Raw genomic sequence first — 17,699 nt, forward strand, 5'->3', positions numbered from 1 at the left:
ACGCGGGCTCATCCATCCCCGATAAATCTTTCCCCCGTAGGGCGTATGCGGTATTAGCTCCAGTTTCCCGGAGTTGTTCCGCAGGGATGGGTAGATTCCCACGTGTTACTCACCCGTCTGCCGCTCCCCTTGCGGGGCGCTCGACTTGCATGTGTTAAGCCTGCCGCCAGCGTTCGTTCTGAGCCAGGATCAAACTCTCAAGTTGAGAATTCAATCATGACTAATCACTTTGTTCTGAATCGACGAGAACATTTTTATATGTACACCAAACGCTTCACAGCGCTCGTTTCCATCGTTCTCATTCAAAACGTGACCGTCATTTTGTCTTCTAAACAGACCGTCCCTAAACCCTAAAGCTCAAGAACCGTCCGCGAAAACCCGCCGACCACGTTTCTCTTTCTTCTCATATTCAATTGTCAAATAACCGACGATCCATAACCCGAAAGCCTAAACCGTCACAAAAAAACACCAAAACACATCAGTTCTTCGAGACCTAACCGGAGCCCGGTCCCAATCAGCAAATGCCAATCTTTAGTGGTTTTCTTTAGAACGAGAAACTTCGTCGCTAGCAGCGCCGCCGCCCTCGTCAGTGAGCGGGTTATAGTCCCACACCCAGGAAAACGTCAACAGGCCATTTTCATTAATCTGCAAAAATCGTGCATGACATTGATTTTAAGAGATTTATTCGATTTCAACGCTGACCAGGGGCAATTTTGCCTCCAGAACCTCAGCTCGTCTGACAACAGATCGCGGCGAGAACCGTCATTCGGCTTATCTATCCCCCATGGCCTAAATCCCTGCGGACTGCCTGAGGTCCCGTTCGGCCCTCTCGATGGCGCTGGCGTTCAAAACCTTGCGTGAAAGAGCGACCGCGACCGCTCTCGTACGCAGATTGAACAAGCCCTCATTTCCCTGCCCCGGCGTCTCATAAACATCGAGCTTTTCGTAAAGCTGCTGCAGGCGGTTCTGTACGCTGCGCAGTGACAGATGTTTTCGCTTGGCGATCGCCTTGTCGGTCAATCCCAGCGCCACATCGACGAGGATTTCGTATTCGGCGTCGGTAAGGCCGGGGGAATTGCCAAAACTCTTCTGCTGGATACCGCGCACTTCCCGGTCGATCACACACTGGGATTCAACGAAAACGCTGCGCAGTGCAAGTTTCAGCCGTTCTTCCGAAGCAGACTTCAGCACATAGCCATAAGTCGCGCCCTCCGGCACGATCCGCGCCACGCCACGCACATAGGCTTCGTCGGAATAGTTCGACCAGAAGAGGATTTTGGTATCCGGACGCTCGCGCCAGATCGTGCGCGCCGCCTCGATCCCGTTGCGCTCGCTCATCTGCAGATCCATGACGACATGCTCGACACGTGCAGTTCGGGCCTGCACTTCGCCTTTCAGGCCGTTTTCCGCCTCGATCACCTGCCCGCATTCAGGCAAAGCAGCACGGACTGCCTCAGCGAGAAACGTTCGGTGAAGAGCATCGTCCTCAACAATCAGCACATTCATCGTCACACCTCGACCAAAACGGGGAAATCCGGTGATAGGGTCAGCCGCATGCACGTTCCGCTCCCCTCGCCTCGGCACGCCGGATTGCGGCCGATCTCGAACCGCGCCGCAATCAGCCGGGCACGGGTCTTCATGTTGTCGATACCGTGTCCGGCCGTTTCCTTGATATCCGCGAGGCCCCGACCATCATCTTCAACCTCTATGCAGAGCGATTGACCGCTCCGGGCGATCCGCACCGTGATATTGTCCGATTGCCCATGGCGAATGGCGTTATTGACTGCCTCCTGGACGATACGGAACAGCGCCACAGAAACTGTCGGATTGAGATCCCGAAGGCTGCCACCGCTCTCGTCGATCATCTTCCATCCGATCGGCTGGCCGCTTTCCCGAACCGACCGTTCCAGATGGTTCTCGATTGCTTCCGCAACGCCGAAAAGCTGCAATACAGTGGGCTTTGCTTCCTCGATGATCTGGCGAAGGTCATGCATACATTGCTGCATCGCCCGACAGAGTGGTTCCAACGCGTCGCCCGAGACTGCAGGCAGATGGGTCAACCGCTCCATGCGGCGCGTCAGCCTTGTCAGGTCAGCAAGCGTTTGGTCATGCAGATCCATGCCGATGCGCTGGCGTTCTGCTTCCAGTGCCTCCGTCAGCTTCAGCGCGCCGAAACGCAGGCCCTCTTCCCGTGCGCGCGCTTCCGTTTCGATGACGGCGGAGCGTTTCGCCTGCTCGGCCGCACGCAAAGCAAAGAAATAGGGCGCCAGAAGATCGGCGACGGCACGGGCGTTTTCGACATCTTCCCGGTTATAACAATCGCTCTGCCGGCTGGAGCAGCTCAGCGCACCGATCACATCGCCCTGCACCTTCAGCGGCACATGCAACCGGCTATGCAACGAAAGCTCGATGATCGGGCTTGAAAACGCGCCTTTGAAATGAAATCGCGGGTCGGTGCACGCATCCCCTGAGAGCAGGAAATCCACCTCGCCCGAAAGCAGTGTGCGAATAGGGCTTCCAGTCAGAAGCGCCGGCGGGTGCTGGCTCCAGGCGGTATCAAGTCCGCTCTCATAGGCAATATGGTATTTTCCATCCAGCATCTTGATGCAGACGTCGAGATGATCATGCGGGATGATATGGCTGATCTCGTCCGCCACCGCCTTGATGATCGCATCGAAATCGAGCTGTCCCGCCAGAAGCCGGGAAATCCCCAGATAGCGGTCGAACAGCGAGTTACGCGCCGTATTGAGCATGGGCGGACCTCCTCCAGTCCTTCAGCCGTCAATTAAGCGTGACTTTTTAAGCTTGTCATGCGGGGACCCGCAGATTTTGCGCGCAAACCCGCAGAAAGCCTGCTTGGATGCGCCTGTACTTTGTCAAGAAACTCCTCCATCCTCGATTTACTGAGCAAAAGGGGCTCAGGGCAATCATTATCTCCGGATTACCGTTGAGGAGCGGCCCGGACGATATGCAGGGAGCTATTTGGGAGGAAATCATGACCATCAGAACGATGCTGGCGGCATCCGTCGCCTTTGCATGCCTGTGCGCACCCGCACTCGCCGATACGTCATCCAAAAAGATCGCGCTGTCGAACAATTATGCCGGCAATTCCTGGCGTCAGGCGATGCTGACAAGCTGGGACAAGATCACCAAGGAGGCCGTCTCCAAGGGGGTGGTCGCGGCAGCCGACCCGTTCACCACCGCTGAGAATCAGGCGACCGAGCAGGCGGCACAAATCCAAAACATGATATTGCAGGGTTATGACGCGATCGTCGTCAACGCCGCCTCGCCGACTGCGCTTAACGGTGCGATCAAGGAAGCCTGCGATGCCGGCATCACCGTCGTTTCCTTCGATGGCATCGTGACGGAACCCTGCGCCTGGCGCATCGCCGTCGATTTCAAGAAGATGGGCGAAAGCCAGATCGACTATCTCGCCAAGAAACTGCCAAAGGGCGGCAATCTTCTCGAAATCCGCGGCCTCGCCGGTGTTTCGGTCGATGACGAGATCCATGCAGGTATCGCAGCCGGCGTCTCCAAGAACTCGCAATTCAAGATCGTCGGTTCGGTGAATGGTGACTGGGCGCAGGACGTTGCCCAGCGTGCTGTCGCCGGCATCCTGCCGAGCCTGCCGGAAGTGGCAGCCGTCGTCACCCAGGGCGGTGACGGATATGGTGCTGCCCAGGCCTTTGCCGCCGCCAAGCGCCCGACGCCGACCATAGTCATGGGCAACCGTGAGGACGAGCTCGTCTGGTGGAAGCAGCAGAAGGACAAGGACGGCTACGAGACCATGTCGGTCTCGATCGCTCCGGGCGTCTCGACGCTGGCATTCTGGGTGGCGCAGCAGATCCTCGACGGCAAGGAGGTCAAGAAGGACCTTGTCGTGCCCTTCCTTCGGATCGATCAGGCCAATCTGGAAGAAAATCTGAAGACGACCCAGAAGGGCGGCGTGGCGAATGTCGAATATTCGCTGGAAGACGCCCAGAAGGTGATCGACGCCAAATAGCGTCGCCTCCCGCGTGCCGGGGCGCGAAGGCGCCCAACCCCTTCGCGTCCCGGTATTGTCCGACACATCAAAATCGACAGCGATTGCATGACCAAGACCTTGAAGCGAGAAGAGGTTGTGGCAGCGCGTGGCGTCCGTGTGACGTTCGGCGCCGTCAAGGCGCTCGATGGCGCAGACCTCGTGATCCATGCCGGAGAATGTATCGGGCTGGTCGGCCATAACGGCGCCGGTAAGTCCACCATCGTCAATGTCATCAATGGAGGGCTGACACCGCATGACGGTTCGCTCACCTATAGTGGCCGCGAATTTCACGGCATATCGGCGGCCCGTGCCAACGGCGTGCGTTGCGTCTTCCAGGAATTGTCACTGTGCCCGAATCTGACTGTCGGCGAAAATGCCCGCATCATGCATGCGGAACTCAAGGGATGGGCCTGGCGAAAGCGGGCGCTGGCCTTGGTCGAGAGCCAGTTGCAGGACATATTCCCCGGTCATTCGATCGATTGCGACTCGACGGTCGATGATCTGTCGATTGCCGAGCGACAGATGGTCGAGATCGCCATCAGCTTTGCCGGCATAGATCAGCGACCCAAACTCGTCATTCTCGACGAGCCGACATCTTCGCTGGACGCCGGGGTTGCGGCGCAACTGATGGCCTATATCCGCAAATTCGTCGGCGAAGGTGGTTCGGTTCTGCTGATTTCGCACATTCTCGGCGAAATTCTCTCCACCTCCGACCGCATCGTCGTGATGAAGGATGGCCGTGTGGTGGCTGACCGAATGGCATCCGAGTTTTCGACCCGCAGCCTTGTCGAGGCGATGGGCAATGTGGTGCGCGAACAGGAATTCTCGCGTTCGGCCACGAGCAGGACCGGGGAGCCGGTTCTTTCCATGCCGCCGCGCCGCGGGCATGGACTTGCGTTCCAGGCATGGCGTGGCGAGATGATCGGCCTTGCCGGCCTCGGTGGCCATGGCCAGACAGAAGCGTTGCTCGACCTCTATCTCGATCGCAACAGCAACTGGTGGCCGAAGAGGCAGCGCGAAATCGCCTTTGTCGCCGGAGACCGCAGCCTGAACGGCACATTCCCGCTGTGGAGCATCCTCAAGAACTTGTCGATCGCTTCGCTTGGCCAGCTTTCGACCAACCGCATAGTTGACCGGGCGCGAGAAGAAACACTGGGGGCCTCCTGGAAACAGCGGATAGAAATTCGCACCCCGGATATGGAAAACCGCCTCCTGTCGCTCTCGGGCGGCAACCAGCAGAAGGTACTTTTCGCCAGGGCTCTGGCGACCACGGCCAGCACGGTGCTGATGGATGATCCGATGCGCGGCGTCGATATCGGCACAAAGCAGGAGGTCTATGAAATCCTCCGCTCGGAAGCTGCCAACGGACGCACCTTCATCTGGTATTCGACAGAGATGGACGAAATCCGCCTCTGTGACCGGGTTTACGTTTTCCGCGACGGTGCGATCGCGGCAGAACTTGTCGGCGATGAGATCACCGAGAAGAACGTGCTGGCTGCCTCCTTCCACGAGGGAGACGCGGCATGAAATTGTCTTCCGGCACGATCCGCCTGATCATCCCCGCTGCATCTCTGGTGCTGCTGCTCGCCGCCGTCTTCTACATGCAGCCGCGCGCCATGAGCTATACGGGGCTCAATCTTCTGTTCAATCTCGCAGTCCCGATCGCACTCGCGACCATAGCCCAGATGCTGATCATGTCGGTCAACGATCTCGATCTGTCGATGGGCACATTCGTGAGCTTCTGCGCCTGCGTTTCCGCCACGTTCCTGCAATCATCGCCGGCGCTCGGCATCCTGATCTTTCTCGGTGCTATTGCCGCCTATGCGCTGATCGGCGTCGTCATCTATGTGCGCGACCTGCCCTCCATTGTGGTTACGTTAGGGATGAGTTTCGTCTGGGGCGGACTTGCCGTCCTTATCCTCCCCTCGCCGGGCGGCACCGCGCCGACCTGGGCGCGTTGGCTGATGACTGCCAAGCCGCCGCTGGTGCCGATGGCGATCGTCGCCAGCATCCTGATTGCCGCAGTCACCCACTGTATCGTTATGCGCTCGTCCTTCGGCGTGCTGATGCGCGGTGTCGGCGGCAATGATCGCTCGGTGGAACGCGCCGGCTGGTCCGTGCTCGGGCTGCGCGCCGCTACCTATGCTCTGGCAGGCTTTTTCGCCGTGCTTGCCGGCATCGCTCTGGTCGGCCTCACAACCTCCGCCGATGCCAATATCGCGCTTCGCTATACGCTGCTGTCGATCGCCGGTGTCATTTTGGGTGGGGGCCAGTTCGTCGGCGGCAAGGTTTCGCCTATCGGCGCCGTCATCGGGGCGCTGACACTGACGCTCGCCGGTTCTTTCCTGTCCTTCATGCGCATTTCGCCGGACTGGCAGATCGGCGCACAAGGCGCGGTCCTGATCGTCGTGCTCGCCCTGCGCCTTGCCCTCAACCGTCTGGAAAAGCGGGAGAAGAGCGAATGACCCTGCATCACCTTCTCATGGCAAAACCGTGGATCTGGTCGTTTGCCGCGACGATCACCGTCTGGATCGTCACGGTGCTCTTCACCGGCGGTGCAAGTTCTTTCGGCCTGTCTCAGGCAGCTCTTACCTTCGCAGCCTTTTCGGTCGTCGTCGGTATCGGCCAGATGTTCGTCATCACGCTCGGGCCGGGCAATATCGATCTTTCTGTCCCCGCCACAATGACGCTCTCCGGCACGCTTGCCCTGAAGCTGATGGACGTGCAGGATGGCATGATCGTCGTCGGATTGCTCGCCTCGATCGGCATCGGCCTGATCATCGGGATCGGCAATTATGTGCTGATCAAGGCGTTGCGCATACCGCCGATCATCGCCACGCTGTCAATGAGCTTCATCGTCCAGTCGGTGGCGATCTGGAGCAATCGCGGCCTGCGCATCAAACCACCTGAAACGCTTGCCGACTTCGCCACCTCCAGCCTGTTCGGCATCCCGAATGTCGCGCTCGTGGCACTAATCCTCTCGATCGCCGCCTGGGTGCTTCTGGAAAAATCCATCTATGGCCGCTGGATTTCGGCGATCGGGCAAAGCACGTTCGCGGCCCGCATGGCCGGTATCCCGGTCGATGGCACGCGGCTTGTCACCTACATGCTCTGCGCCGTGCTCGCCTCCGTCTGCGGTTATCTGCTGGCGAGCTTTTCCGGAGGTGCTGCGCTCAACATGGGCTCGGAATATCTGCTGATGTCGATCGCCGTCGTCGTCATCGGCGGCACTGCTGTGGCGGGCGGGAATTCCAACATCCCGGGCATCTGGGGCGCATCGCTGTTTATGTTCCTCGTCGTATCGATGCTCAACACCTACGGCTTCGGTGCCGGTTTCCGCCTCATCCTCACCGGCCTCATCATCATAGCCGTCATACTGCTTGCCGGCGGCCGGCAATCGCTTCGCTAGTCGATCAATCAAACCGGACACAATGCCATGTCACAGACCTCGTCCATCTACGAAATCCACGATGATCGCTTCCGGTTCCTGATCGTTCCGACCTCGCCGTTGGATGAGCTTTATTCCGAATGCCGCTGGGCGGAAGGACCGGTCTGGTTTGCCGATCAGGGCTCGTTGATCTGGAGCGACAATCCCAATGAACGGATGTTGCGCTGGGTCGAAGGCGGCGATGTTTCCGTCTTTCGCAGCGCATCGAATTTTTCCAATGGCAACACCAGAGACCGGCAGGGCCGGCTGGTGACCTGCGAACACGGCACCCGCCGTGTGACTCGCACCGAAATCGACGGCTCGATCACCGTGCTTGCCGACAGCTATCAGGGCAAGCGGCTTAATTCGCCCAACGATGTGGTTGTGCGCTCCGACGGCAGCGTCTGGTTCACCGACCCCACCTACGGGATCATGTCGAATTACGAGGGTTTTCGCGCCGATCCGGAACAGGAAACCCGCAACGTCTATCGGCTAGATCCACAAACCGGCGAGATTGATGCCGCCGTGACCGATTTCGGCCAGCCGAACGGCCTCGCCTTTTCGCCGGATGAAACCATCCTTTATGTGGCGGATTCTTCATCCAGCCATGATCCTGGCAGGCCACGCCACATCCGCGCCTTTGACGTAGTAGAGGGCCGAAAGCTGACGAACAGCCGAGAGTATTGCACCATCGATACCGGTTTGCCGGACGGGTTCCGCGTCGATGTCTATGGCAATGTCTGGACCAGCGCCGGAGATGGCGTGCACTGCTTCGGGCCGGATGGAAAGCTTCTCGGCAAGATCCTCATCCCGCAAACGGTAGCAAATGTTACCTTTGGCGGCCCGCGGCGCAACCGCCTGTTCATCACCGCGACCCGATCGCTTTATGCCGTCTATACGGCAACGATCGGCATGTCCCTCGGTTAGCAAGCGCTACGCGCCTCGCCCGGATGCGCCTATTCTCGAAAGCAGAATGACCGGCAAGACACTGATCGCGACGATGGCAAGCGCCGCGATCGAAGCTTCTTCATAGGTGCCACGCGCCGCTTCGCCATAGAGATGAGTTGCAAAGGTTTCAACATTGAGCGGTCGCAGGAGAAGCGTCGCCGGCAGCTCCTTGATGCAGTCGACGAACACAAGCAGGGCAGCCGCCGAGATCGCAGCCTTCGACAACGGCAAATGCACATGCCGAAACATGCCGGCCGTCGATTGCCCGAGCGTACGTGATGCGTGATCGAAAGACATCGGAATGCGCGACAGGCCAGCCTCGATGCCGCCGGCAGAGATCGCCAGGAACCGCACGGTAAGTGCGTAGACCACCGCCGCGCCCGATCCCATGAACAAAAGCCCGGTCGAGACACCGAACCAGTCAAACGCGGTGCTATCGATGAACCGGTCGAGGCCGGCCAGCACGATCAGCACGCCGATCGCAACAACGGTACCCGGTGCGGCATAACCGACAGTCGACATGCGAAGCAACGTGGCGGAAGTCTTGCCCGGACGCAGACGGGTCGCATAGGCGACAACAAGCCCGAGAGAAATGGTTGCGACCGTTGCCAATATTGCGATGGTGAGCGTGCTGATCGCCTCGCCGACAAGGCGTGAGGAAAGGCCGGCGAACTGATAACGTTTCCAGGCCTCGGTGGTGAGGTAGAGCGCCGGAGCGGCGAAACCGAGCAAGACCGGCAGAGCCCCCGCGAGAAAGAGCAATATGCCCTTCACGGCAGGCACTTTCTGAGGTGTCAGACCGCGGCTGCGGCGGGCATCCGTCGCGTAACGCTGTTTGCGCCGCGCCCACCGCTCGACAGCCACCAGTGCAACCACGATCAGCAGAAGCGCGAGCGCGATCTGCGAGGCGCCGGGCAGATCGGTGCGGGTGATCCAGGTCGTATAGATCGAAACCGTCATGGTTCTGACCCCGAGAAACTCGGCCGCCCCGACATCGTTTAGCGTTTCCATCAGCGCAAGCGCGACACCGATCGCCACAGCCGGCCGCGCCAGCGGCAGCGCAACACGCCAGAAGATCGCCCGACGGGACACACCCAGCGTGCGGGCCGCATCGACGAGATTGCCCGATTGCGTGAGAAACATCGCCCGTGTGGGAATGTAGACGTAAGGGTAGAGTACGAAGCCGAGCAGCAGGATACAGCCCGTCATGGAGCGGATGTCGGGCAAGCGGAATTGCCGTGGCGTCTCATACCCCAGGAACCAACGGATAGCCCCCTGCACCGAACCGATCGGGTGAAGGATATCGAGATAAGCATAGGCGATGATGTAGGTCGGCACCGCAAGCGGCAACAAGAGCGCCCATTCCAGAACACGCCGTCCCGGAAAATCATAGGCGGTTACCAGCCAGGCGGTCGTGGTCCCGAGCAACGCGGTAACTACCCCCACTCCAATAAGCAGGATAATCGTATCGACCAATGCCACCGGCAGAATGCTGGAAAAAAGATGCGCCCAGAGACCCGCCGATCCCTTCAGCGCTTCGAGGGCCAAACCGGCGATCGGCAGGATGACGATCAGCGCGGCGATGGCGGAAAAAGCAAGCCAGTTTCTGCCCGAACGGCCAGCATGGCTGACGACCGATGGTTCGGCGACCGGGTTGCTGGCAGGCATAGACATATCCATGAGATAAAAGACGCGAGGCGCTCCAGTACCGAAGCGCCTCGCGCATTCCTTAATTGTCGAAGCTGACCTTGTCGACCAGTTCGCTTGCCTGCTTGCGATGGCTGACGATTTCGGAAAGCGGCTTGTTGTCGATCTTCAACTCGCCGAATGCGGCGATGATCGGATCGGCAGCAACGCCGGTCTTGACCGGATATTCGTAGTTGGCCTCGGCATAGATCTTCTGGGCTTCGTCGGAGACGAGATATTCGAGGAACTTCACGGCCTCTGCCTTGTTTGGCGAATTCTTGGCAACGGCCGCACCGCTGATGTTCACCTGAGTGCCACCATTCTTGAAGGTCGGCAGCACGACCTTGATCGCCTCGGCCCACTTGACCTGTTCCTCGCCGCCCTTGCCGGATTTCATCAGGCCGACATAGTAGGAATTGGCGATGCCGATATCGCAAATGCCACCGAGAATGTCCTTGGCCGCGTCGCGGTCACCACCTGCAGCCTTGCGCGCCAGGTTGGCCTTCACACCGGTCAGCCACTTTTCGGTTTCTTCCGCGCCGTAATGGGCGATGTAATCGGCAAAAAGCGCGGTATTGTAGGGATGCTGGCCAGAGCGGATGCAGACCTTGCCCTTCCACTTCGGATCAGCCAGATCCTCGTAGTTGAAGGAGGCGAGGTCGAGATCCTTGGCGGCGTAAAGCACGCGCGCACGGTAGGAAAGACCGAACCAATGGCCCTTGCCGTCACGCAGTTCTGCCGGAACGGCGCCGCTGAGAACGGAGGATTCGATCGGCTGCGTCACGCCCTTTTCGGCGAGATCGACGAGATTACCGGCATCGACCGCCATCAGGATATCGGCCGGCGAGCTTGCGCCTTCCGATGCGACGCGTTCAGCCAATCCATCCTTCAGGAATACCGTATTGACCTTCGTGCCGGTCGACTTGGTATAGGCTTCCAGAAGCGGGGCGATCAGGGCCGGTTCACGCGTGGTGTAGACGTTGATCTCAGCGGCAGATGCCAGCGACGGAGCCACGAACATCGAAGTGGCCAAAAGCGTGGAGGTGAAGAAAGCGTGCGGGTTCATGATACTCCCCCTTTGGAATGAACACGCAACGCTTGCAGCAGTTCTTGACCTGATTGGTCAAGTTTAAAATTCAACCGAAGATACCCATCACGCAAACTTTATCGCGTCGAAAAGGCACCAAAACAACCAGTAAGAGCATCAAAATGCCAGCACGCGCTCAGCAGCAATGGAAATCGTGACCGAATCCGAGCCTTCCGGAAGGCGGTCGAGAGCAATGGCTCTTAACGGTGTCTCCAGTCCCTCGACCGCGAGCAGAATATGTTCGGTTTCTCCATGAAAGACCCGTTGCTTGACGCGTGCGGGAATATCGCCCCGGTCAAGCGAAATGGAAATTGCCTGTGGCCGGATGTGGACGATTGCCTTTCCGTCGTCAGCTGTCCTGTGGTTCAGTTGGAAACTGCCAATCGCAGTCTCGATCCTGCCGCCTTTGCAGATCCCCGGAACCTTGTTCGAAAGGCAGAAAAAGTCGGCCGCATAGGCGCTTGTCGGCCGGTCATAAAGATCATAGCCGGATCCTGCCTGCACGATTTCGCCCGAACGCATCAACACCACACGGTCACCGGTGGAAAGGGCTTCCTGCGGATCATGGGTGACCATGATGACGGTCGTGTCGAGCGATTTCAAAAGCGACAACGTTTCGGCCCGCACCTGTCCACGCAAGCCCTGATCGAGGTTGGAGAATGGTTCGTCCATGAGAACGATGCCGGGCCTCGGCGCCAGCGCCCTTGCAAGCGCCACACGCTGCTGCTCACCACCTGAAAGCGTGTGCGGAAAGCGCTCCATCAGGTGCTCAATCCCGATGCGCCGAATGACATCCTCGGCATTGGCGTTAGCCTGAGCCTGTGAGTGCCGTTTCAGGCCGAAAAGAATGTTATCGCGGACGCTGAGATGCGGGAAAAGTGCGTAATCCTGGAAGACGAAACCAACGCCGCGCGTTTCCGGCTCGACGAAATGCCGGCCGTCAACCTCGCGACCATCGAGAAAGACCTGGCCGGAATCGATGGTTTCAACGCCTGAAATGATGCGCAGCAGGGTGGACTTTCCACAGCCCGAGTGACCGACGAGCGAAACAACTTCTCCTTTTCGAATATCGATCGATACGTCGCGGACGGCTGCTGTCGTTCCGAACGAGCGACTGACATTGTCGAGTTTTACGGCGATATCTTTTTTCATGGCGTTCCTGCCCCCTGTGGCGCGGGAAACTGCCATAGCGATCCGGTAGAGTGAAGACCACCACAATCACGATGAGGCGAAATCGACATCGCCTCATCGGCTCCTGTTAATTCATTATCCCAGGAAACCGCGATGCGACTGGGCATCTGTCGGCCAGTTCTGAAGTGTGTGAATACGCTTCGCCTCATGCATCAGGGGAATTGAGCAAACCACTAGAACGAGCACAGCAACATAGATCATGCCGGGACGGGTTTTAAACGCATTCACGAGACGCCGACTCCTACTCCGATTGCCGCAAGATGCGACGCGAAGCTGACATCTGGCTGAACGCGACGCGCGCAGGAGAAGATTTTCAACATTCAGGTGACAGTCAGGATCGGATGCAATTTCGCCGGCAACAGAAACTGCCGGGAGCCTCCTCCTTGTCCATTTTAAGTATGTCCCGCCCTGCCCGCTGCTTCGTCCGGCCGCAGATCGGCAGCGTCACTCTCGCCGTCTTCGGGGCTCTCTACCTGATTGCCTTTACCAACCGCACGTTCTTCACGCGGGCCTATAGCTATTTCGACAGCCACTTGGCATTTGGAGCATTTGCTCTGGGTTTAACCTGCCTGTTTGCCGCCTTCATGATCGCAGTCTCGGTCAAATATCTTCTGAAACCCGTCCTGATCCTGATGATCGTCAGTGCCGCGTCGGCCTCATGGTTCATGGATCGGTTCGGCACCATCATCGATGTCGACATGATCCGCAACGCGGCGCAGACGACCCCGTCTGAAGCCGGCCACCTGATTACCGCGGCCTATCTGCTGCACATGTCGATTTTCGGTCTGATTCCAGCGCTTCTGGTCTGCTGGGTTAGAATCGAGCACCGCAAATTCTTTTCCAAGGTTGGCTGGAATCTCGCCGCGATTGTGCCGCTTCTCCTCATCGCTCTAGCCTGTGGCGTCAGCAGCGCGCGCAGCATCGCCTCTGTCGCGCGTCTGCACAAAGACATGATCATGACACTCAACCCGTTCCTGCCGATCGGCAGTGCGGTCGCCTTCACATTGGCCAGTGAAGCGGACAAGAACATCGTGGCAAAGCCACTCGGTACCGATGCAAAAGTTGCCTCCTCCCCGACATCGGGCAAGCCACGCGTACTGATCATCGTGACCGGAGAAACCGCCCGCGCCGAAAACTTTTCACTTAGTGGTTATAACCGCGAGACCAATCCCGAACTCAAGAAGCGCGACATCACCTACTTCTCGCAAACCTCAAGCTGCGGCACGGCGACTGCGGTCTCGGTGCCCTGCATGTTCTCCAACCTGACACGGCACGGCTATTCCCATCGCGCCGGACTTGCGAACGAAAACCTGCTCGACGTGCTTGGCCATGCCGGCATCAAGACGGAATGGTGGGACGACAATACGGGCAGCAAAGGTGTCGCCGACCGCACCGTTTACCGGTCCTTCTCGGATGCAAACGACCCGCGTTACTGCAAGGATCACGAATGCCTCGATGACGGCATAGTTGCCGAACTCGACGGCTGGCTTGCAAATCTCAAGGGCGACAGCGTCCTGGTTCTGCATCAGCTTGGCAGTCACGGCCCGGCCTATTACCAGAGATACACGCAGGAATTTGCTCGTTTCACGCCGGAATGCCTCACAGCCGAGCTCGGCACCTGTGATCGCCAGGCAGTCGTCAATGCCTACGATAACAGCATTCTTTACACCGACCATATCCTGGCCTCGGTCATCGACATCCTGAAAGCGCGTGAAGACAAGATCGCTCCCACAATGATCTACATGTCCGACCACGGCGAGTCGCTCGGCGAAAACGGGCTGTACCTGCACGGCGCGCCCTACATCATAGCCCCGTCGCAGCAGACCCATGTCCCCTTCGTTCTGTGGCAGGGAACCGAAATGAAAGCTTCGGTCGACGCTTCCTGTGTCTCGAAACGAGCAGGTAACGAAGCCTCGCACGACAATCTCTTCCACACTGCGCTCGGCGTCATGGCGGTCAAGACCTCGGTCTACAATCCCGATCTCGATGTGCTCGGCACGTGCCGCAAGGCGGAAGGAAAACCAAACTCATGACCGTTCCCGATTATGCCCCCATCGGAACGGTCGGAAGGCCGGTCACAAAAAAAGCTGATGAACTGCCGCCTGTCTCCATCAGCCCCTCGTCTCCCATCGAGAAAGTGACCGGCAGCCGGCACCTCAAGGCAGCGTTCGGCTATTCGCTGAATGGTGCCTTGAGGTTGCTGCGCGAAACCGCATTCCGCCACGAAATCATTGCCGGCGTGGCAATATTCGCGGCTTTTGCCGCGGTCGGTGCGCGCTTCTCCGATTACGTGATGATGGCAATCGTCATGCTGGGCCTCTTTGCGGCGGAAGCGCTCAACACGGCCATTGAAGAGATCATCGACCGCATCTCGCCCGAATGGTCCGAAACCGGCCGGCATGCCAAGGATCTCGGCTCTTTTGCCGTATTCTGCCTGCTTGTAGTGAACGGTCTGACCGCCTCTTTCGTCATAATCCCGAAACTCATATTGCTATGATGCCGGAGGCAGCTCCTTCCCCTCTCGAATTTTATCCCCCTCCTCTGCTAAACGGTGGGTATAAGATAATATCGCGATGGGACGGAGCAGGCGGTTTGAGGGTTCTTCTGGTTGAAGATGATGCAACGCTTGGAGAAGCGGTGCGCGATCATGTTGCAAGTGGCGATCATGCCGTCGATTGGATGAAGACGATCGACACGGCGACAAGCGCGCTTGCAACGACGAGCTATGGCTTGATCCTGCTCGACCTTCGCCTGCCCGACGGCAGCGGGATTGCTCTTCTGAAGGAATTCCGCGCCCGAGGCGTTACCACGCCGGTGATCATTCTGACGGCGCATGACCAGATATCTGACCGTATCGAAGGCTTGAATAGCGGCGCAGACGACTATCTGGTGAAGCCGTTCAATCTCGGTGAACTGACGGCGCGGATGCTGGCGGTGAGCCGCCGTTACAGCGGCCGGCCGGTGTCTCTGGTGCGCATCGGAGACATAGAAATAGACGCCGCAACCCGCCGGGTGACAGTTGGAGGCGAGGTCATTGATCTATCCAGCCGCGAATGGGCGGTGCTGGACAGCCTTTCGGCGCGCCCGGGGGCCGTGGTATCGAAGCCTCAGATCGAGGAAGCCCTTTACGCCTTCGGTTCCGAAATCGAAAGCAACACCGTCGAGGTCTATGTCAGCCGGCTGCGCAAAAAGCTCGGTCGGGATCACATCGCCACGCTGCGCGGTATCGGCTACCGGCTGGGACGCGAACAATGAGCCTTTTCAGCCGGGCGACCGGCCCGTCCATGACCCGGCGGCTGATCCTGTCGCTGACATTTGCCATGACCTTCCTCTGGCTGCTGGCGGTCGGACTAGGCCTGGTGGTGATGGAAGAAGAGCTTGCCGAAATTTTTGACGGCACGCTTCAGGATACCGCAGAACGGCTCGTGCCGCTGGTCGTCGACGACCTCGAACATCGCGGTATGGCGGGCGGCCCTTCCGACAGCGCCCAAAGTGCAGCACCACAACAACTGCAGACAGCCAGCTCGAGCGGAGATCATGAATATCTGATCTACCAGGTACGCGATCCTTCCGGCCGTGTGTTGATCCGATCTCATGACGCGCCCGAACGGGCATTCGAAACACCGTTAAAAGCAGGTTTCTGGAAAGACCCAACCTATCAGTTCTACACCGCGACAAGCGAGGATCGTAAAATCTTCGTTCAGGTTGCAGATGCCTTCGAGAACCGCGAAGAGGCCGTTAGAGAGGGTGCAATCGCTCTGTTTCTTCCTCTGATACTGCTGATTCCGGTCAGTGGGATGATGATCTGGCTGGTGGTTCGCCGGGCCGTGAAACCGGTCAGCGAACTGCGCCGCGAAATCGAGACCAAGGATGGCGGCAATATGGAGCCGATCGATGCGTCCATCCTGCCGCGCGAACTGCAGCCGATCGCAGTTTCCGTCAACCTGCTGATGATGCGGCTCAGAACAGCACTCGATGCCGAGCGGGAGTTCACCTCCAACAGCGCGCACGAGTTGCGCACGCCGATCGCCGGCGCTCTGGCGCAAACGCAGATGCTGATCGCCGAATTGACCGACAGTTCCAGCCGTCATCGTGCAAGCCAGATCGAGGCATCGCTGACACGTCTCAGCCACCTTGCCGAAAAGCTGCTTCAGCTATCGCGTGCCGAGGCGGGTATAGGCATTGCCGACAAACCGGCTGATCTCGGTCGCATATTGGAAATGGTTTTGACCGATTTCTGGCGCGGCATGGCCAACCCTTCGCGCCTGATATTCCATCGCGCACCCGATGCGCAGCTGACAGGTCCGTTCAGCGAAGACGCCTTTGCCATTGTCCTGCGAAACCTGATCGAAAACGCGCTGGTACATGGCAGACCGGAAGAACCGGTCGAAGTGTTTCTCGAAGACGGCGGGCCTGTGCGCATCGTCAATGCTGCACCTGCAATGACGGAAACCGAACTTGCCTCGATCCGCAGGCGCTTCAGCCGCGGCAAGACGGAAGCCGCAGGGTCAGGGCTTGGCCTCTCGATCGTCGAAAGATTGCTCGGGCAGATGAACGGCCATCTCGTGCTGCTATCACCCGCGAGTGGCAGGGATGACGGATTCGAGGCAAGGATCGTTCTGTCGTAAAACGACAAGCGCGACCGGATATTCGGCCGGTCGCGCCATTTTCAGCTCAACATGTGAGGCTGTGATTACTTCTTGATGGCTTCGACGTCGATATCGAGCGCGATTTCCGGACCGATACCGAAATCGGTCATCTTGGTGATACCGAAGTCGACGCCGTTAAACGAACCGGTCGCGGAAAAGCCGGTCTTGATCGTGTTTGCATCCCAAGGCAGCGGGGATTCCGCATTCCAGGTAACGTCGAGAACTACCGACTTGGACGTGCCGAGCAGGGTCAGGTCACCGGTTACCTTTGCGGTCTTGTCGCCGGTCTTTTCAATCGAGGTGCTCTTGAAGGTGATCTGCGGGAATTCTTCGGCGTTGAGGAAGTCCGGGCTCTTCAGGTGCGTGTTACGCTTCTCGTCATTTGTGTCGATGCTTGCAGCTTCGAGAGCGATTTCAACCGTGCTCTTGGTGACATCATCCTTGTCGAAGGAGATGGTGCCGGTAACAGCCTTGAATGCGCCGTGGGCCTTTGCCCAGCCGGCATGGCTCGTCTTGAAGCCGACCCATGCATGCGTCGGATCGACTTCATAGCTGTCAGCTGCGAATACCGCACCGGTCATGAACATGCCGGCAAGGGCAGTGGCGAGAATCAGGCGTTTCATGGTTTTTCCTTACATATGTTGATGGTGTTCGTGATGGGATGGTGTCCGGCAAGCCGGATTGGTG

The 17,699-nt window shown here is 58.6% G+C and carries 15 protein-coding genes and 1 rRNA gene; 9 read left to right on the top strand and 7 right to left on the bottom strand.

Going from position 1 to position 17,699, the window contains the following annotated elements; genetic code table 11:
* From MRBLMR1_RS20435 to MRBLMR1_RS20445, 3 genes are all read right to left on the bottom strand, one after another.
* Positions 1-205 (bottom strand): 16S ribosomal RNA (locus MRBLMR1_RS20435); the annotation flags it as partial.
* 584 nt (positions 206-789) lie between these two features.
* A complete protein-coding gene (locus MRBLMR1_RS20440; protein ID WP_148144999.1) occupies positions 790-1,506 on the bottom strand; it encodes a response regulator transcription factor in 717 nt (238 codons plus the stop codon).
* A 2-nt stretch (positions 1,507-1,508) separates the two neighbouring features.
* Positions 1,509-2,753, bottom strand: a complete 1,245-nt coding sequence (locus MRBLMR1_RS20445; RefSeq protein WP_148145000.1) for a sensor histidine kinase — start codon at positions 2,751-2,753, stop codon at positions 1,509-1,511.
* Positions 2,754-2,995: 242 nt separating this feature from the next.
* Here MRBLMR1_RS20445 and MRBLMR1_RS20450 point away from each other — a divergent pair, with 242 nt between their 5' ends.
* The 5 genes from MRBLMR1_RS20450 to MRBLMR1_RS20470 all read left to right on the top strand — a co-directional run bounded on the left by MRBLMR1_RS20450 (position 2,996) and on the right by MRBLMR1_RS20470 (position 8,378).
* Positions 2,996-4,003 (top strand): ABC transporter substrate-binding protein, encoded by a 1,008-nt coding sequence (locus MRBLMR1_RS20450; protein WP_148145001.1) that lies wholly within the window; start codon positions 2,996-2,998, stop codon positions 4,001-4,003.
* Positions 4,004-4,090: 87 nt separating this feature from the next.
* Positions 4,091-5,551, top strand: coding sequence for a sugar ABC transporter ATP-binding protein (locus MRBLMR1_RS20455; protein ID WP_206828647.1), 1,461 nt, complete (start codon positions 4,091-4,093; stop codon positions 5,549-5,551).
* A complete protein-coding gene (locus MRBLMR1_RS20460; RefSeq protein WP_500065939.1) occupies positions 5,548-6,489 on the top strand; it encodes an ABC transporter permease in 942 nt (313 codons plus the stop codon). Before MRBLMR1_RS20455 ends, MRBLMR1_RS20460 begins: the two co-directional genes overlap by 4 nt.
* Positions 6,486-7,433 (top strand): ABC transporter permease, encoded by a 948-nt coding sequence (locus MRBLMR1_RS20465; protein ID WP_148145004.1) that lies wholly within the window; start codon positions 6,486-6,488, stop codon positions 7,431-7,433. Before MRBLMR1_RS20460 ends, MRBLMR1_RS20465 begins: the two co-directional genes overlap by 4 nt.
* 27 nt (positions 7,434-7,460) lie before the next feature.
* A complete protein-coding gene (locus MRBLMR1_RS20470; protein WP_206828646.1) occupies positions 7,461-8,378 on the top strand; it encodes an SMP-30/gluconolactonase/LRE family protein in 918 nt (305 codons plus the stop codon).
* Positions 8,379-8,384: 6 nt separating this feature from the next.
* Here MRBLMR1_RS20470 and MRBLMR1_RS20475 read toward each other — a convergent pair whose 3' ends face one another.
* From MRBLMR1_RS20475 to MRBLMR1_RS20485, 3 genes are all read right to left on the bottom strand, one after another.
* The gene (locus MRBLMR1_RS20475; protein WP_500065942.1) at positions 8,385-10,067 is read right to left on the bottom strand and encodes an ABC transporter permease; all 1,683 of its coding nucleotides are present in this window, start codon (positions 10,065-10,067) and stop codon (positions 8,385-8,387) included.
* Positions 10,068-10,128: 61 nt separating this feature from the next.
* Positions 10,129-11,106 carry a Fe(3+) ABC transporter substrate-binding protein gene (locus tag MRBLMR1_RS20480; protein WP_286195038.1) on the bottom strand — a complete coding sequence of 326 codons (978 nt, stop codon included), beginning with the start codon at positions 11,104-11,106 and terminating at the stop codon, positions 10,129-10,131.
* A gap of 183 nt (positions 11,107-11,289) precedes the next feature.
* Positions 11,290-12,324 (bottom strand): ABC transporter ATP-binding protein, encoded by a 1,035-nt coding sequence (locus MRBLMR1_RS20485; protein ID WP_148145008.1) that lies wholly within the window; start codon positions 12,322-12,324, stop codon positions 11,290-11,292.
* Positions 12,325-12,746: 422 nt separating this feature from the next.
* Here MRBLMR1_RS20485 and MRBLMR1_RS20490 point away from each other — a divergent pair, with 422 nt between their 5' ends.
* The 4 genes from MRBLMR1_RS20490 (at position 12,747) to MRBLMR1_RS20505 (ending at position 16,991) form a co-directional block, all read left to right on the top strand.
* The gene (locus tag MRBLMR1_RS20490) at positions 12,747-14,396 is read left to right on the top strand and encodes a phosphoethanolamine transferase (protein ID WP_500065944.1); all 1,650 of its coding nucleotides are present in this window, start codon (positions 12,747-12,749) and stop codon (positions 14,394-14,396) included.
* Entirely contained in the window at positions 14,393-14,860 is a 468-nt protein-coding gene (locus MRBLMR1_RS20495; RefSeq protein WP_500065946.1) for a diacylglycerol kinase, read from the top strand. Before MRBLMR1_RS20490 ends, MRBLMR1_RS20495 begins: the two co-directional genes overlap by 4 nt.
* A 95-nt stretch (positions 14,861-14,955) precedes the next feature.
* The gene (locus tag MRBLMR1_RS20500) at positions 14,956-15,618 is read left to right on the top strand and encodes a response regulator (RefSeq protein WP_148145010.1); all 663 of its coding nucleotides are present in this window, start codon (positions 14,956-14,958) and stop codon (positions 15,616-15,618) included.
* Positions 15,615-16,991 (top strand): sensor histidine kinase, encoded by a 1,377-nt coding sequence (locus tag MRBLMR1_RS20505; protein WP_286195037.1) that lies wholly within the window; start codon positions 15,615-15,617, stop codon positions 16,989-16,991. The genes MRBLMR1_RS20500 and MRBLMR1_RS20505 overlap by 4 nt, the downstream gene beginning before the upstream one ends.
* A 65-nt stretch (positions 16,992-17,056) precedes the next feature.
* On the opposite strand, the gene MRBLMR1_RS20510 is transcribed toward MRBLMR1_RS20505, so the two are convergent.
* Positions 17,057-17,635, bottom strand: coding sequence for a YceI family protein (locus tag MRBLMR1_RS20510; RefSeq protein ID WP_500065949.1), 579 nt, complete (start codon positions 17,633-17,635; stop codon positions 17,057-17,059).
* Positions 17,636-17,699 lie beyond the last annotated feature (64 nt).

The organism is Neorhizobium sp. LMR1-1-1.1 (assembly GCF_040675795.1).
GTDB classification, from domain to species: domain Bacteria; phylum Pseudomonadota; class Alphaproteobacteria; order Rhizobiales; family Rhizobiaceae; genus Neorhizobium; species Neorhizobium cellulosilyticum.

Bases quoted from the DNA above. Each gene is read 5' to 3' on its own strand.
- MRBLMR1_RS20480 (WP_286195038.1), bottom strand. From the start codon at position 11,106: ATGTTCGTGGCTCCGTCGCTGGCATCTGCCGCTGAGATCAACGTCTAC.
- MRBLMR1_RS20445 (WP_148145000.1), bottom strand. From the start codon at position 2,753: ATGCTCAATACGGCGCGTAACTCGCTGTTCGACCGCTATCTGGGGATT.
- MRBLMR1_RS20510 (WP_500065949.1), bottom strand. From the start codon at position 17,635: ATGAAACGCCTGATTCTCGCCACTGCCCTTGCCGGCATGTTCATGACC.
- MRBLMR1_RS20450 (WP_148145001.1), top strand. From the start codon at position 2,996: ATGACCATCAGAACGATGCTGGCGGCATCCGTCGCCTTTGCATGCCTG.
- MRBLMR1_RS20475 (WP_500065942.1), bottom strand. From the start codon at position 10,067: ATGCCTGCCAGCAACCCGGTCGCCGAACCATCGGTCGTCAGCCATGCT.
- MRBLMR1_RS20455 (WP_206828647.1), top strand. From the start codon at position 4,091: ATGACCAAGACCTTGAAGCGAGAAGAGGTTGTGGCAGCGCGTGGCGTC.
- MRBLMR1_RS20465 (WP_148145004.1), top strand. From the start codon at position 6,486: ATGACCCTGCATCACCTTCTCATGGCAAAACCGTGGATCTGGTCGTTT.
- MRBLMR1_RS20470 (WP_206828646.1), top strand. From the start codon at position 7,461: ATGTCACAGACCTCGTCCATCTACGAAATCCACGATGATCGCTTCCGG.
- MRBLMR1_RS20460 (WP_500065939.1), top strand. From the start codon at position 5,548: ATGAAATTGTCTTCCGGCACGATCCGCCTGATCATCCCCGCTGCATCT.
- MRBLMR1_RS20495 (WP_500065946.1), top strand. From the start codon at position 14,393: ATGACCGTTCCCGATTATGCCCCCATCGGAACGGTCGGAAGGCCGGTC.
- MRBLMR1_RS20505 (WP_286195037.1), top strand. From the start codon at position 15,615: ATGAGCCTTTTCAGCCGGGCGACCGGCCCGTCCATGACCCGGCGGCTG.
- MRBLMR1_RS20485 (WP_148145008.1), bottom strand. From the start codon at position 12,324: ATGAAAAAAGATATCGCCGTAAAACTCGACAATGTCAGTCGCTCGTTC.
- MRBLMR1_RS20440 (WP_148144999.1), bottom strand. From the start codon at position 1,506: ATGAATGTGCTGATTGTTGAGGACGATGCTCTTCACCGAACGTTTCTC.